Source organism: Nonomuraea rhodomycinica (assembly GCF_013363995.1).
Taxonomy (GTDB): domain Bacteria; phylum Actinomycetota; class Actinomycetes; order Streptosporangiales; family Streptosporangiaceae; genus Nonomuraea; species Nonomuraea rhodomycinica.
The window spans coordinates 219,990-235,018 of sequence record NZ_JABWGO010000001.1; the positions used below are offsets into that span (position 1 = coordinate 219,990).

Genomic DNA, 15,029 nt, shown 5'->3' on the forward strand with positions numbered 1-15,029 from the left:
CCTACATATGTCTACGACCTGATATATCTCCCAACCGAGCGCTCGGTCAAGAACGGGTGGACCAGTTCGTGAGGCGGCGCAGGCCGTACTCGACCGGTCCGTGGCGATGGGAGCGCAGCCACCAGGCGCTCAGCGTCAGCAGCACGGTGTAGACCGCGGCGGCCACCCCCATGACCGCGATCGGCGCCAGCCGCCCGCCGAGCGCCAGGCCGTACCCGGTGAAGACCAGGGCGATCAGCAGCGACTGGCCGAGGTAGTTGGAGGCGGCCATCCGGCCGGCGGGCGCGAGGGCGCGGCCGACGGCGGGGAAACGGCCGACGACCCGCACCAGCGTGGCGACGTAGGCGGCGGCGAGGAGCAGCGAGGTGAGGGTGTTCACGGCGATGCCGGCGACCTCGGCGACGCCGCCGCGGGGCGTGCTCCAGGCGTACAGGACACCGCCGGGCAGGCCGGCGCCGAAGCCGATCCACTGGACCCGGCGCAGCAGGCCGGTGCGCGATCCGAGCCCCTCCAGCAGCCGGGTCTTGCCCGCCGCCAGGCCGAACAGGAACATGGCCAGCGCCGTCGGTCCCTGGAAGGCCCAGATCATGAGCGCCATGTGCGGGTACAGGCCGGCCTGCATCCGCAGGAAGTCCAGCGGCCCGCCGGTGGCCAGGGCCAGGACGCGGGCGGCCTCGGCGGGGTCGGCCGTCTCGGCCGGGACGGCGGACGGGTCCACCGCGGACAGCGCCGCGAGCACCAGCCAGACCACGGTCAGCGTGCCGATGATCGCGGCACCGGTGATGACGGCCGTCCTCGGCCGCAGGCCCCGCAGGGTCAGCAGCACCACGCCGAGCAGCGCGTACAGGGTGAGGATGTCGCCTATCCACAGCAGGAAGCCGTGCGCGACGCCGATGAGGAAGAGCCCCAGGCAGCGGCGCAGCGTGCGGGCCCGCACGCTCGCCCCCGCGCGTTCGGCGGCGCGCATCTGGAGCGTGAACGAGTAGCCGAACAGGAACGAGAAGATCACGTAGAACTTCGTCAGGACGAGGGCGGTGATCGCGTACGCGACGGGCCCGTCGGGGATCGGCATGGCCCCGGTCATGGCGTACCCCGGGTCGGCCAGGAAGCCGATGTTGGCCACCAGGATGCCCGCGAGGGCGAACCCGCGTACCGCGTCGACCTCGTGGACCCGCCCGGCCGGGGCGGCCTGGACAGTCTCCTGCCCCCGGCCGGCCGGGGCGCTCTCATGGCCCCGCCCGGCCGGGGTGGCGGAGGGAGTGGACGGCTGCGTCATGCCGCGACGCTAGGCGCGGCACGCGCCCCGCCACATCGGACGTTGGTCGGCCCGCACCCCCCACCAAAGACGCCGCCGCCCGCGTCCAAAGTCGGTGGTGGTCGCCCGCGGAGCGCTCATATCCGGGCCAAAGGGGCGAACGCGGAGGGGCTCGCCGGGGCGGGCCGGGGTCGTTGGGATCGGGATCAAGGTGCCGTACGGTGATCGTCAGGTGGATCGGCACGGGCGGCCACGGGAGGGCTGCCGTCCGTGACGGTTCGCTGGTCCGCCTCCCATACCACGGTGATAGGTGGCCTTTGACGACTAGCCGGATCCACCCCAGTCGGTACTTTGACAGCACCCCCCACAAAGGAGTGCACATGTGGAGTAAGCGCATGGGCCTGTTCGGCGCCACGATCGTCGCCGCCGTCCTGGCCACCCCCCTCACCCCCGCGGTCGCCGCCCCCACTCCTCCCGGCGACGAAGCTCCACGCGAAGTGGTGAACGCCCTCCAGCGCGACCTCGGCCTCTCCGAGCAGCAGGCGCTGACGCGCCTGGCCAACGAGCAGCGTGCCGCCGCCACCGAGGCCCGGCTCAGCTCCTCGCTCGGCGCCTCGTACGGCGGGTCCTGGCTCAACGCGGACGCCTCCAAGCTCATGGTCGCCACCACCGACCCGGCGGCCACGGCCTCCATCGAGGCGCAGGGCGCGCAGCCCGTGGTGGTGGCGCGGACGCTCGCGCAGCTCACCTCCGTCAAGGACCGGCTCGACCAGGCCGCGGCCGGCACCAGGGCGAACCTCTGGTACGTCGACGTGACGACCAACTCGGTCGTCGTCGTCGCCCCCGACCAGCGCTCCGGCGACCGGCTCGCCGCCAAGGCGGGCGCCGAGCAGGGCGTCGTCAAGGTGCAGGTCAGCAACGAGAGCCCGCAGACGTTCATCAACCTCGTCGGCGGCGCGCCCTACTACATCGGCTCCAGCCGGTGCAGCATCGGCTTCTCGGTGACCCGCGGCAGCACCCCCGGCTTCGTCACCGCCGGCCACTGCGGCCAGGTCGGCTCCCGCACCACGAACCCGACGGGCACCTTCCAGGGTTCGTCGTTCCCCGGCAACGACTACGCCTGGGTCGCCGCCCCCGGCAACACCCCGACGCCGTACGTGCGCGGCTCCGGCGGCGCGAACGTGACCGTGCGCGGCTCCACGCAGGCGTCGGTCGGCGCCTCGATCTGCCGCTCCGGCTCCACCACCGGCTGGCGCTGCGGCACCATCCAGCAGCACAACGCCACAGTGCGCTACGCGCAGGGCACGGTCACCGGGCTCACGCGCACCAGCGCGTGCGCGGAGCCGGGCGACTCGGGCGGCTCGTTCATCTCGGGCAGCCAGGCCCAGGGCACGACCTCCGGCGGGTCCGGCAACTGCTCGATCGGCGGCACGACGTACCACCAGCCGGTCAACGAGGCGCTGGCGGCGTACGGGCTGACCCTGACGGTCGGCTAGCCTCCGGCGGCACCGGCTGACGGATGACGGATGACGCGGCGTGCCCGGGACCTCGCGCCCGGGCACGCCGTTCTTCGCGGTCTCGGGAGCTTCGCCGGTGTTCAGGGGGCTTCGCCGGTGTTCAGGGGGCTTCGCCGGTGTTCAGGGGGCTTTGCGGTCTTCAGGGGGCTTCGCGGGTTCGGGGAGCGCCGGCGGCGCGGCGTTCGCGGTAGGCGCGCTGGCGGCAGGCCGGTGAGCAGTACGCGCGGGGACGCCCGGACGCCGGCCGCTCGACCGGCGTGCCGCACACCCGGCACCCCGATGTTTCATCACGCGTTTCGTCACTGACCTCGGCGCCGGAGCGCCGCCGGACGAGGAGCTCGATCCCGTCGAGCAGCCGGGCCAGGCCGAAGGCGAAGGAGTCCTCGGGGTGGTCGTAGCCGCCCTCCTCCCACAGCCGCGTGATCGTCGGATAGCGCTCGAACCGCTCGAACAGCGCTTGCCGGGCGCCCCACCACTCCTCGTCGCTCACGCCGCTGCGGCGCTCGGCCTCGGCGGCCTCCACGAGCTGCAGCGCCTCGGCGTCGACGAACCGCCCGACGAGGTTCACCACGGCGAGCACCTCCGAGGGGGACAGGCCGGTGCCGGCGACGGCGGCCAGCATGCGTTCGTAGTGGGCGACGGCGTTCGGACCGGGCAGGTGGCGGACGCCGCGCGCCTCGGCGAGCCACGGGTGACGCCTCCGGATCTCCCAGCCCTGTCGCGCGGACGCCTCCAGCCGCTCCCTCCAGCCCCGGCCGCGCCCCTCACCGCGCCCCTCGCCGCGCCCCTCGCCGTGGCCCTCGCGGTGCTCCTCGCCACGCTCCTCACCACGTCCCTCGTCATGCGTCCCGGGCGGCTCGGCGAGCTCGGCCAGGACGGCGTCGCGCATGAGGTCGACGAGCTGGTCGCGGCCGGGCACGTGCCGGTAGAGGGACATGGTGGTGAACCCCAGCCGGTCGGCCACCTTGCGCATGGACAGCCCGGCCAGCCCTTCGGCGTCGGCCAGCTCGACGGCCGCGCGCACGATCCGGTCCAGGTCGAGGCCCTGCCGCGCGCCGCGCCGCGTCCCGCCCCCGGGGTCGGCGTCGGCGTCGCGCCACAGCAGGTCCATGCCGCGCCGCGGATCCTCCGCCTCACTTCTCGCCATCACGTTTATGGTATACACCCTGTGTACGCCATAAACACCCAAGACTGTGGAGGACCTGTCCGTGATCGAGATCTTCGTGGCCCCCGGCGGGGACGACTCCGGACCCGGCACCCGCGAACGGCCGTTCGCCACACCCGGCCGCGCCCGCGAGGCGGCCCGCGCCGTGGCGGGCGACGTGCTGGTCCAGTTCCGCGGCGGCACGTACCCGCTGGAGGAGCCCCTGGAGCTGACCGCGGCCGACTCCGGCCGCGACGGCCACCGGGTCGTCTACCAGGCCTGCGGCTACGGAACCCCGGACCAGGAGGAGGTGGTCCTGAGCGGAGGGCGCCGGGTGACCGTACGACAGGAGAGCGGCGGCGTGTGGGCGGCCGTCGTCGGCGGCCTCGAGCCGCGCCAGCTCCACGTGGCGGGACGCAGGGCCGAACGCGCCTCGATCGACGCCCTGCCCGGCGCGGCGGCCATGACCGGGACCGGCTACACCACCGACAGCGCCGCCCCGCTCGGCTGGCGCAGCCCGGGCGACGTGGAGTTCGTCCACCGGGGCGTCTACCCGTGGACCGAGGCCCGCTGCGGCGTGGCCGCCGTCGCCGCCGAGGACGGCACGACGGTCATCACCATGGCGCAGCCCGCGTTCGGCCGGGCGCTCGACCTGTACAACTCCACCTGGCAGGGCCTGACCACGCGCGGCCTCGGCCTGCCCACCCGGATCGAGAACGACGCGGCGTTCCTCACCAGACCCGGCACGTTCGTGGTGGACCGCTCGGCGCCCGGCGCCCACGTCGTCCGCTACCTGCCGCGGCCGGGCGAGCGGCCCGAGGACGTGGTGGTCCCGGCCCTGGAGACGCTGCTGCGCCTCACCGGCGCGCGGGACGTGTCGTTGCGCGGGCTGACGTTCGCCGACGCCACCTGGACCCGGCCGAGCGGCCCGGAGGGGTTCCTCCACTACCACGGGAGCGGCTTCTACGAGGGCGGCCCGGTGTTCACGGTGTCGCTGGGCGAGGGCGTGGGATCGGTCAGCGTGCCCGCCGAGTCCGCCACGATCCCGGCGTGCGTGGTGCTCGACGGCGTGTCCGGGGTGACGGTCGAGGGCTGCCGCTTCACCCGGCTGGGCGCCACCGGTCTCGGCGTGGACGGCGGGGCGGAGGTCACGGTGCGCGGCTGCGACTTCGACACGCTGTCCGCCGGCGCCCTCACGGTCACGCGGGGCGCCCGCGACGTGCTGGTCGAGGACAACTGGATCCACCACATCGGGCTCGACTACCCCGGCTCCCCCGGCGTCGCGCTCCAAGGCACCAGGAGGTGCACGGTCTCCCGCAACCACGTCGCCGAGACGCCGCACTGCGGCATCGTCGCCGGGCCCGGCCGGGGCACACACATCGTGGGCAACTTCACCACCGGCACGATGAGCGTCCTGGCCGACGGGGGCGGCGTCTACCTGGCGGGGCCGCAGGGCGAGTCGCACGAGGACGGCGCGGTGATCCGGGGCAACGTCGTCACCGACACGCGCACCCCGTACAACTTCGGGCTGTACTGCGACTACGGCGCGGCGTGGGTCACCGTCGAGGACAACGTGGTGGCGCGCGCCGACACCACGGCGATCCTGCACGTGTCGCCGCCGCTGGAGCACGTGGTGTACCGGGGCAACGTGTGGGACGCCGACCCGATGGGCGCCGACGCGCCGCCGCCGGGGGTGACGTACGAGGGCAACACCACGCTCGCGGACGAGGCGGAGCTGCTGGCCGCCACGGAGGCCGTCCGCTCACGGGCCGGCCTGCTGACCCCCCGCCCCGGCCTCCTGGCGGAAGCGCTGCCGTCCACCGCCTCCTGACTCGTCCCGTTGCTCTTGCTCATCCTCGGCGTCGCGGACGGCGTCCCCGTCGAGGACGCGGTGAGCGCGTGGAGCGCCCATCTCTACGGCGAGCTGGGCGCCCTGCACCCCTTCGACCTGCGCGGCGGCCGGGCCGTCTACCGGGCCCGTCCGTCCGCCGCCGGCCCCGGCCACGTGGTCGGCCCCGCCTGGCACCACGTCCTGCACGCCCGCGGTTCGTGAGGGCGGCTGCGGCCGGCGTCGCGGATCACGATGGACGACAGCAGTGGTTTCGTCACGCTGGACGGTTTCGTCACCGGGTCGTCAGCGGGTCGTCAGCGGGTCGTCACAGCGTCGTCTGGAGGACCGGGCGGCCGGGGACGCCCGGATCGGCCGTGAAGACCGATCCGGCGGCCGGCTGCTCGGTCCGGTCCACGCCGCGGGCCGAGCTGGTGACGAACAGCCGGTCCAGCCCCTCCCCGCCGAACGTCACCGCCGTCACGTTGACCACCGGCAGCTCCACGACCGCCTCCAGCGTCCCGTCCGGGCCGTAGCGGTGGACCGCGCCGCCGCCCCACAGCGCCACCCACACCCCGCCCTCGGCGTCCACGGTCAGCCCGTCGGGAGCGCCGTGCTCCGGGTCGACGGACACGAACGGCCGCCGCTCCCACAGCCCGCGTCCCGGTTCGTAGTCGAACACATCCACCCGTCCCGTCGCCGTGTCGGCGTAGTAGGCCAGCGTCCCGTCCGGGCTGAAGTCGAACCCGTTGGAGATCGTCACCCCGGGCACCACCACGCGCAGCGACCCGTCCGGCTCGGCCAGGTAGAGGTCGCCGGCGCCGGGCGTCTCGTCGTAGGCCATGGTGCCGATGTAGAAGCGCCCCTCGGGGTCGCAGCCGCCGTCGTTCATCCGGATCCCCGGGTCGCTCCACTGCTCCCCCAGCGAGCGCAGCGGCGCGTCCGGGTCGTCGGCGTCGGCGAGCAGCAGCTCGCGTTCGGCCGCCACCACGTAGCCGCCGGCCCTGCGGGGGCGGACGGCCGCCGCCACCGTCCCGACGTGGCGGCGGCGCACGGTGCCGTCCGCGTCCAGGTGCAGCACGTCGCCGGCCAGCATGTCGACCCAGCGCAGTCCGCCCCAGCGGGCGCACCACACGGGTCCTTCGGCGTGCTCGGCGACGGGGCCCGTCACGGGCTCGACGGCGATGGTCATGGCGTGCTCCTCTCGGGGCGGCCGCGTTCGCCGCGTTGCCGCCAAGAGGCAGACTGCCACGGACCCGCCGCGGATCACGGCAGGCGGGCGCGCGCGTCCCGCCGCTCTCCTCCGGTACGGCCGGGCTCACCTCACGCGGACGCCCGCGTCCTGCTCCTCTCCGGCACGCCCGGCCGCTGCGGGGAGGCGAACGTGGCCAGCACGAGCAGGAGCGCGCTCTGGGCGAGCATGCCGGGCGCGAGGGGCGGCGTCGGCCCGACGGTCTTCGACAGGGCGTACCACCACTGGGTGAGCGGGCCGAGCGTGTCCCACGTGTCCGCGTACCGCTGGTCGAGCGGGCCCGAGGCGAGGTTGACCGACACGTGCTCGTACACGCCGAACAGCGCGGCCAGCAGGACGACCACGGCCAGCGTCCGGACGACGGCGGCCCCGCGCGGCGAGCGGCCGAACGCGCACACCGCGAGGGCGAGCACGAGCACCCCGAGCGTGGCCCACGGGACGAGCTGCTCCAACGACTGCCAGTGGCGCTCCGCCGCCAGCTCCGCGGCGGCGCCGCCGACGCTGATCGCGGCGACCGCGAGCAGGCCATGGCGCAGGGTCAGGGTCATGGCGTCAGCGCCGATACGATCTTGTTGACGGTGTCCTCGCCCGGGTTGTACTTGGCGAGGTTCTGCCGCAACGAGGTGAGGTCGGCGTCGTCGGCCGCGTACGGGCGGTACTCGACGACCTCCTCGGCCCACCGCTCGGGGTTGTCCACGCCGGCGGCCTTGAGCGCGGCGGCGATCTGTGACTCGTCGGCCGTGTTCGCCGAGACCTTGCCGGCCGTGGCGCCCGTCGTGGCGGCCGTGGCGCCTGTCGAGGCGGTGGCGGCGGGCGCCGGCTCGCTCGCCGTCCCGGCCGCGGAGCAGGCCGCCGTCGCGAGGCCGGCGACCAGGGCCGCCGCCACGAGCTTGATCTTCATGGGTGTCATGTGAGCCCATCCGGTACGGGGTTCTTGCGTCGACTCCCACGTTCTCCGGCTTGTCTCAAAGCTTTCTCGCCGCTTCATGAAGATCTGCTGAGAATGTGCCACTGTCCGTTTTGCCGGTTTGCCGTTTTGCCCGTTTGCCGGGAACCGCGGCGGTGCCGCGGCTCGTTGTCCCGGTACCGCTCGTCGGGCCGGCGCACACGGCTTCCGGCCGACGCCTACGCCGGAGGAGGAACATGGGCTGGCACTACAGCAAGTCGATCAAGGTCGGGCCGTTCCGGGTCAACCTGTCACGGCACGGCGTGAGCCACAGCTTCGGCGGGCGCCGGTTCCACGTCACGACCACCCCCGACGGCCGCCGGCACGTGTCGGTGCGGCTGCCCGGCGGCTTCCACCTCGGCAAGACGTTCGGCGGGCGGCACTACCGCGGACATTACTAAACCCGATATATCTCGCTTTTCCCGGGTAGCTGGTCGTCGTTCCGAAGTCTCTGAAGTCAAGGGAAGTCCAGGGAGGACGGCGATGGGCTGGAGCTACCGGAAGTCGATCAACGTGGGGCCGCTGCGGCTGAACCTGTCCCGGCGCGGCGTCGGGCACAGCTGGGGCAACCGGCTGTTCCGGGTGACCAAGACCGCTGACGGCCGCAAGACCCTGTCGGTGAACCTGCCGGGCGGACTCCACTGGCGCAAGACGCTGAGCAGCCGTGCGAGAGACTGAGGCGCGCGCCCCGAGCGGGCGGCGCGCCTCACGAGCCCCGGCCGGGGCCGCCGAATGTGACCGGCGGCCCCGGCCTTCTCGTCGGCCGGCGCGTTCTCGTACTCGTCGGCCGGGACCAGGCGTGCTCGCGACGCGAGCCCCGTGAGGTGGATGATCAGTCGAGGGCCGCCTGGGTTAATGATCAGTCGAGGACCGCCTGGATCGTCGCGGCGGTGATGGCGGCCTCCGCGTGAGCCGTCGCGGTCATCGCCCCGAACGCGACCAGCCGCACCAGCTCCTCATCACTCGCCGCCGCTCCCGCCTCCCCGGTCCTCGCCCCCGTCCTCCCCGTTGGCTCCGTGCTCCCCGGGCTCGCAGGCACGGTCCTGCTCTCCCGCCAGGCGGACACGTCGGCGTCCGTCACCCGGTACGGCGCCAGCGCGGCGAGCAGCGCGAGCCTGGCGCCCGGGCGGTCCCCGGCCGGCAACGACCCCAGGTCGGGCCAGCCGCCCAGCGGCGGATGCGACCCGTCCGACGCCACCACCGCCTCGCGGACGAACGCGCGGGCCCGTTGCGACAGCAGCGTCTCCCCCTCCGCCGCGACCGCGGTGAGCGTCGCGTACGCGCGGCCGACCGGCGTCCCCGCGGCCCAGCCGGGTTCCCGTCCGGCCGGCAGCCCTTCCAGCGTCGCGAGACCCTCCCCCGGCGCCAGCCGCCTGCGCACGGTGCGGGCCATGGCCCGTCCCCCCGCGCTGCGCACGAGGCGGGACCTCTGCAGGCCGCCGGGGAGCAGGTCCTCGGTGATCAGGGCCGAGGCGATGCGGTTGATGAAGTGAAAGGTCAGCGCCGTGCCGATGTACTGGGGTGCGTGCCCGCGCGGGTACGGGGGCGCGGACAGCTCGGGCGCCCCGGGCGTGCGGGTGGCGGTGGCCCAGGCCAGGAGGGCCGCGTGTCCCGGATCGTCGGGTGTGCCGCCGGCGGCGATGGTCTCGGCCAGCCGGTGCTCTCCGGTGGCGTGCAGGAGGGTGGTGTGCGCGCCGACGCAGAACGGACACCGGTTGGCCACGGACACGCCGAGCGCGACGACCTCCCTGCCTGTGCGGGAGACGTCGCCGGCCAGCAGCGACTCACGCATGGTCGCCCAGGTGGCGGCCAGCACGTCGGGGGCCGGCGACAGGGTCATGAAGACCGGCATGCGGCGCATCCCGAAACCGGCCGCGATCTGCTCGTAGACACGGGCGGTGCGTCCGGTGGCGTGTTCGACAGGGGTGGGGCTGACGTAGCGGAAGTGTGTGGGCATCTGTGTGCTCCGATCGTGGGGTCGCGCTGTCCCGGGCCGGGGTCTGTCGCAGGGCGAAGGTCCGGCGGGAGGCCGGGGATTCGTCTCGGCCGGGGATTCGTCTCAGCCTGGGATTCGTCTCAGGCCGGTGGGATGTTGTGGACGTGGCCGAGCAGGTTGCCGGGGTCCCAGACCTTCTTCACCTGGCTCAGGCGGGCGTGGTCGGCCGCGGTGTAGGCGTCGCGGGTCCTGGCGGGGTCGGTGAGGAAGTTGAGGAACGACCCTCCGGTGGCGTGCGGACGGAGGACGCCGGCCAGGTCGTGGAGCGCGTCGGCACCCGTCCCGGAAGAGGCGGCGCCCGGCGGTGTCGAACCGCCGTCCGGTCGGGTCGCGGGCGCCGGTGGGACCACGGTCGCGATCACGGAGTACGGCACGTCGCGGTGCCCCACCGGCCCCGCGTCCGGCTCCGGCCGGGCCATGGCGCCGCCCCAGTGGCGTACCTCCACGGCAGTGAGCGTGGTGGCGACGGTGCCCGTCACCGCTTCCACGGCGCCGTCGGAGAGCTCGGGCAGCAGTTCGAGGTGCTGCCCGAGCGCCATGGGCGCCGGTTCGGGGCCGCCGAACACCGTGGCCGCCTCACCGAACGTCATGGCCTCGAACCCGCCCGCCAGGACCGGCCCAGCCGCCTCCAGCAGCGGAGCCAGCAGCTTCCGTCCCCGTTCCGCGTCGCCGGCGTAGAAGCCGCGGACGGCGAGCCCCCATCCGCCGGTGTCGCCGGGTCTGCGCATGAGGATGACCGAGGTGTTCAGCTCGTCGGGGGCGGCCGGGGCCCACTCGCGGTAGCGGGCCAGCGTCGCGGCCGCCCGTTCGACGGAGTGGAACGTCATCCCGGCGTACACCTCCCGGACCGGGTACAGACGGAACTCCAGCGCGGTCACGACGCCGAAGTTGCCGCCGCCGCCGCGCAACGCCCAGAACAGGTCGGGGTTCTCGCTCCTGCTCGCCGTGACCGGCTCTCCGGCGGCGGTGACGAGTTCGGCCCTGGTCAGGGAGTCGGCCGCGTAGCCGTACAGGCGGGACAGCCAGCCCGCGCCACCGCCGAGCGTGTAGCCGGCCACGCCGATGGCGGGCGTGCCGGACAGCGGCGCGAGACCGTGCGGCGCCGCGGCGGCGATCACGTCGGACCAGCGCGCGCCCGCCCCGGCGCGGGCCGTGCGGCGCTCGGGGTCGACCCGCACGCCGCCCAGTCGTCCGGTCTTGAGCAGCAACCCGCCGTCGGCCGGCACGTGGGTGCCGTGCCCGGTGGACTGGACGGTCAGGGGCAGCCCGTGCTCACGCGCCACGACGACGGCGGCCCGCACGTCCCCGGCGCTCGCCGCCTCGGCGACGACGGCGGGCCGCGGGTCGATGGCGAGGTTCCACGCGGGCCGGTGGACGTCGTACCCGGCCTCGCCCGGCAGATGCAACCGCTCCCCGAACGCCCCCTGCAGCCGATCCGCCGCCTCGCCCAAGGAAGCGGCGGTCACGCCGGGGGTGGCGACGCTCCCACCACGGGCGGCGGCATGAGCCGTACGGACCTCGCCCTCGGCCGCGGCGTTACGGCCCAGGTCGGAAGAGACCTCACCCCGGGCAGCAGCGTGGCCAGGGGCCGTACGGACCTCGCCCTCGGCCGCGGCGTTATGGCCCAGATCGGAAGAGACCTCACCCCGGGCGGCAGCATGGCCAGGAGCCGTACGGACCTCGCCCCCGGTCACGGCGTTATGGCCCAGATCAGAGGAGACGTCACCCCGGGCGGCAGCGTGGCCCAGGCCGGCGGAGACCGCGCCGAGGGAAGCAGCATCCTCGAGGATGACCGCGCCAGACGAGGCCGCATCGAGCGAAGGCGCACCGGGCGAGGGCGCATCGGGCGAGGCAGCATCAGGTGAGGCAGCATCAGGTGAGGCAGGATCAGGCGCGGCAATGCGGCGCGGGGCAGGGCGGGACGAGGCAGGGCCGGACGAGGCCACGCCGATCCCGTTTTCTCGGGACGGCGACGGCGACGGCGACGGCGGCTCGAACGTTTCGTCATCAAACGCGGAGATCATGCCGCCGATCCTCAGCCCCCGCCCCCTCCCCAGTCGTCCTGCGGGCGAAGACACCTCCGCCTACCAGGCCCGACGTACGCCACCCGCCCCCTACAACCCTGGGAGTACATCCCAGATCAGACCTGGAGCCGACGAGACCCCCCACCCCCACCCTCTACTGTTCATCCATGAAGCTCGTCCGCACGCCCGACCTGGCGCTCGCCCTCGTGGTCGCCGTCCTGCTGGAGGCCGGCGCCCTGGTGACCCCCGGCACGGGTCTTCTCGCCCACCTCGCCGTCCTGGCAGGCTCGCTCGGGCTGGTCGTCTGGCGGACCGCGCCGCAGGTCGCGCTGGCGGTGGCCACGGTGTTCATGCTGGTCTTCGTCGTCACCTCCAACCCGGGCCCGGCGGCGGCGTTCCCGGTGCTGGTGGCGATGTTCGAGACGGTCAGGAGCGGCCACCGGCTGACCGCGGCGTTGGGCGCGGTCGCGTTCCTGGGCGGCAGTTTCGCGGTCGGCATCGCCGAGGCGGCGGGGCAGCCGCTCCAGCCGCTGGCTGAGCGCACGGTCCTCATGGTCGGCTGGTTCCTGGCGGCGGCGGTGGCGGGCAGCGCGAGCCGGGGCTGGCGCGCCTATCTCGACGAGGCCGAGCACCGGGCCGCCGAGGCCGAGCGCACCCGCGAGGAGGCGGCGCTGCGGCGGGCCGGCGAGGAGCGCCTGCGCATCGCCAGGGAGCTGCACGACTCGCTCACCCACAGCATCTCCATCATCAAGGTGCAGGCCGGGGTGGCCGTCCATCTGGCACGCAAGCGCGGCGAGGAGGTTCCGGCGGCCTTGCTGGCGATCCAGGAGGCCAGCCGCGAGGCGATGCGGGAGCTGCGCGCGACGCTGGAGGTGCTGCGCGACTCGGCCGACGACCCTCCGGCCACGGGCCTGGACCGGCTCGACGACCTGGTGGGCCGCGCCCGGGCGGCCGGTCTGCCCACGAGCGTGACGATCGAGGGCGACCGGCGTCCACTGCCGGCCGAGGCCGACCGGGCGGCGTACCGCATCGTCCAGGAGGCGCTCACCAACGTCGCCCGCCACGCGGGCCCAGCGACGGCCTCGGTCCGCCTCCGGTACTCCGACGAGACGCTGCTCGTGCAGGTGGACGACGACGGCCGGGGCTCCCTGGCGACCCCTCCGGTGCCGGGCGTCGGCCTGCGCGGCATGCGCGAACGCGTCACGGGCCTCGGGGGCCACCTCCGAGCGGAGCCCCGCCAGGGCGGCGGCTTCACCGTCCAGGCCGAGCTTCCTCTGACGGGCTCCCCCTCCCCCACTGCCCACCCCAAGCCCACGAAGCCAGAGGCCCTGACCTCAGAGCAACCACCGGCCCCCACCTCAGGCAGCACCTCGTACGAACCCTCGACCACGTCCCCAGAGACGACGCCGGACACAACCCCAGCCACGTCCCCGGAGACGACATCGGACACGTCCCCAGCCACATCCCCAGAGACGACCTCGGACGCAACCCCAGCCAGGTCCTCGAGGAAAAGCCCAGCCAGGACGTCCGCGAGAACCTCAAGCAAGACGTCGACCAGTGCCTCGACCAGACCCTCAGGCAAGACGTCCACCAGCTCCACAGACAAGCCACCGACCAAGACCAAGACCAAAGCCGCTGCAGTGACCACAACCAAGAGCTCCGGCAAGCCCTCCGACCTGCCTGCTGACAAGACCGCGGACACTACCCCGAGTCCCACCCCGGGGCCGGCCTCGGGGTGGGACTCGGGGCCGACCTCGGACAGCCCTTCGGACAAGACCTCAGCGATGCCGCCTTCCGGCGAGGAGCCGCAGCCGACCGTCTCCTTGGGAGACGCGTCATGATCCGCGTACTGCTCGCTGACGACCAGGCACTGATCCGGGCCGGCTTCAGCGCCCTCCTCAACGCCGAGGACGACATCGAGGTGGTGGCCGAGGCGGCGAACGGCGAACAGGCGGTGGCCCTGGCGCTGGAACACCTTCCCGATGTGGCGCTCGTCGACGTGCAGATGCCCGTGATGGACGGCATCGAGGCGACCCGGCGCATCGCCGCCGACGATCGGCTGAGCGGCGTGCACGTGGTGATCCTGACCAACTACGGCCTGGACCAGTACGTGTTCGACGCCCTGCGCGCCGGGGCCGGCGGTTTCCTGGTGAAGGACACCGAGCCCGCCGACCTGCTCCAGGGCGTGCGGATCGCCGCACGCGGAGACGCCCTCCTGTCGCCCTCGATCACCAGACGCCTGATCTCGGAGTACGTGTCCCACCGCCCTGAGCCGTCGCCGGTGGGCCTGGAGGTGCTGACGAACCGGGAGCGGGAGGTGACGGCCCTGGTGGCCCGTGGCATGTCCAACGACGAGATCGCGGCCCACATGGTGATCAGCCCGACCACCGCCAAGACCCACGTCAGCCGCGCCATGACGAAGCTCCACGCCCGCGACCGCGCCCAACTGGTCGTACTCGCGTACGAGACAGGTCTGGTGACCCCGCGCTCCCGCTGACCCCTCGACCGGCTGACCCGCCCACGTGACACCCCGCTGCCCCTGACCCGCTGGCGGCTGGCGGCGGGCCCTCCGACCAGCCCATGTGAGGCCGGCCCGCGTGTGGGCGATGACGATGCGTGCCAGCCCCGCGTGCGTGCGCGAACGGAGCACCCGCTCCCTCGCCGTCCCCTTTCGAGCTCCGGCTTCTCCCTCTCCCAACCTTCCGCCATCCCCCTCGCCTTCGACCTTCGGCTCTCCCCGCCCTCCTATTCGGCCTCCCGGCTTCTCCCTCTCCCAGGCTTCCGCCGTCCCCCTCACCTCCGACCTTCAACTCTCCCGCCGTCCCTATTCGGCCTCGCGGCTTTGCGCTCTCCTGCCCTCCTGCCCTCCTGCTCTCCCGCCCTTCCCCTCTCCCGCGGATCTCGGAGGGGCGGGGCAGGGCTTGGTCGTGGCCTTGTCCGGCTTCCTCGAGTGACTCCTGCGGCCGGGGACGAGAAGTGACTCCCTCGGGGAGCGGAGGAGCAAGTTCGTTCGTTTCCAGGGGATCGTCGTTTCTCGGCTGCCCTAGATTGCGGTCGTGACTTTCCC

General features: G+C 73.6%; 14 protein-coding genes. 7 read left to right on the forward strand and 7 right to left on the reverse strand.

Features of this window, described 5'->3' with window-relative positions:
- Positions 1 to 46: 46 nt before the first annotated feature.
- Positions 47 to 1,276 carry a DUF418 domain-containing protein gene (locus HT134_RS01115; RefSeq protein ID WP_175598368.1) on the reverse strand — a complete coding sequence of 410 codons (1,230 nt, stop codon included), beginning with the start codon at positions 1,274 to 1,276 and terminating at the stop codon, positions 47 to 49.
- 359 nt (positions 1,277 to 1,635) lie between these two features.
- On the opposite strand from HT134_RS01115, the gene HT134_RS01120 reads away from it, so the two are divergent.
- The gene (locus HT134_RS01120; RefSeq protein ID WP_175598369.1) at positions 1,636 to 2,751 is read left to right on the forward strand and encodes a S1 family peptidase; all 1,116 of its coding nucleotides are present in this window, start codon (positions 1,636 to 1,638) and stop codon (positions 2,749 to 2,751) included.
- Between the two features lie 160 nt (positions 2,752 to 2,911).
- Here the strand turns inward: HT134_RS01120 and HT134_RS01125 are convergent, their stop codons facing one another.
- Positions 2,912 to 3,919 (reverse strand): TetR/AcrR family transcriptional regulator, encoded by a 1,008-nt coding sequence (locus HT134_RS01125; RefSeq protein ID WP_175598370.1) that lies wholly within the window; start codon positions 3,917 to 3,919, stop codon positions 2,912 to 2,914.
- Positions 3,920 to 3,980: 61 nt separating this feature from the next.
- Here HT134_RS01125 and HT134_RS01130 point away from each other — a divergent pair, with 61 nt between their 5' ends.
- Positions 3,981 to 5,747, forward strand: coding sequence for a right-handed parallel beta-helix repeat-containing protein (locus HT134_RS01130; RefSeq protein ID WP_175598371.1), 1,767 nt, complete (start codon positions 3,981 to 3,983; stop codon positions 5,745 to 5,747).
- 9 nt (positions 5,748 to 5,756) lie between these two features.
- The gene (locus HT134_RS01135) at positions 5,757 to 5,969 is read left to right on the forward strand and encodes a hypothetical protein (RefSeq protein WP_175598372.1); all 213 of its coding nucleotides are present in this window, start codon (positions 5,757 to 5,759) and stop codon (positions 5,967 to 5,969) included.
- A 103-nt stretch (positions 5,970 to 6,072) separates the two neighbouring features.
- Here HT134_RS01135 and HT134_RS01140 read toward each other — a convergent pair whose 3' ends face one another.
- From HT134_RS01140 to HT134_RS01150, 3 genes are all read right to left on the reverse strand, one after another.
- Entirely contained in the window at positions 6,073 to 6,936 is an 864-nt protein-coding gene (locus HT134_RS01140; protein ID WP_175598373.1) for an SMP-30/gluconolactonase/LRE family protein, read from the reverse strand.
- Positions 6,937 to 7,067: 131 nt separating this feature from the next.
- Positions 7,068 to 7,544 (reverse strand): hypothetical protein, encoded by a 477-nt coding sequence (locus HT134_RS01145; RefSeq protein ID WP_175598374.1) that lies wholly within the window; start codon positions 7,542 to 7,544, stop codon positions 7,068 to 7,070.
- A complete protein-coding gene (locus HT134_RS01150) occupies positions 7,541 to 7,897 on the reverse strand; it encodes a hypothetical protein (protein WP_175598375.1) in 357 nt (118 codons plus the stop codon). The genes HT134_RS01145 and HT134_RS01150 overlap by 4 nt, the downstream gene beginning before the upstream one ends.
- Before the next feature lie 242 nt (positions 7,898 to 8,139).
- On the opposite strand from HT134_RS01150, the gene HT134_RS01155 reads away from it, so the two are divergent.
- Complete coding sequence (locus HT134_RS01155; RefSeq protein ID WP_175598376.1) at positions 8,140 to 8,343, forward strand: DUF4236 domain-containing protein; 204 nt, start codon at positions 8,140 to 8,142, stop codon at positions 8,341 to 8,343.
- 82 nt (positions 8,344 to 8,425) lie between these two features.
- Positions 8,426 to 8,620, forward strand: a complete 195-nt coding sequence (locus HT134_RS01160) for a DUF4236 domain-containing protein (RefSeq protein ID WP_175598377.1) — start codon at positions 8,426 to 8,428, stop codon at positions 8,618 to 8,620.
- Between the two features lie 181 nt (positions 8,621 to 8,801).
- Here HT134_RS01160 and HT134_RS01165 read toward each other — a convergent pair whose 3' ends face one another.
- Together HT134_RS01165 and HT134_RS01170 are read right to left on the reverse strand one after the other, a co-directional pair.
- Positions 8,802 to 9,899 carry a carboxymuconolactone decarboxylase family protein gene (locus HT134_RS01165; protein WP_175598378.1) on the reverse strand — a complete coding sequence of 366 codons (1,098 nt, stop codon included), beginning with the start codon at positions 9,897 to 9,899 and terminating at the stop codon, positions 8,802 to 8,804.
- Positions 9,900 to 10,018: 119 nt separating this feature from the next.
- Positions 10,019 to 11,404 carry an FAD-binding oxidoreductase gene (locus HT134_RS01170; RefSeq protein ID WP_312887910.1) on the reverse strand — a complete coding sequence of 462 codons (1,386 nt, stop codon included), beginning with the start codon at positions 11,402 to 11,404 and terminating at the stop codon, positions 10,019 to 10,021.
- A 725-nt stretch (positions 11,405 to 12,129) separates the two neighbouring features.
- On the opposite strand from HT134_RS01170, the gene HT134_RS01175 reads away from it, so the two are divergent.
- Positions 12,130 to 13,803 (forward strand): sensor histidine kinase, encoded by a 1,674-nt coding sequence (locus HT134_RS01175; protein ID WP_217707130.1) that lies wholly within the window; start codon positions 12,130 to 12,132, stop codon positions 13,801 to 13,803.
- On the forward strand, positions 13,800 to 14,459 hold the full coding sequence (locus HT134_RS01180; RefSeq protein ID WP_175598379.1) for a response regulator: 660 nt from the start codon (positions 13,800 to 13,802) through the stop codon (positions 14,457 to 14,459). Before HT134_RS01175 ends, HT134_RS01180 begins: the two co-directional genes overlap by 4 nt.
- Positions 14,460 to 15,029: the final 570 nt, after the last annotated feature.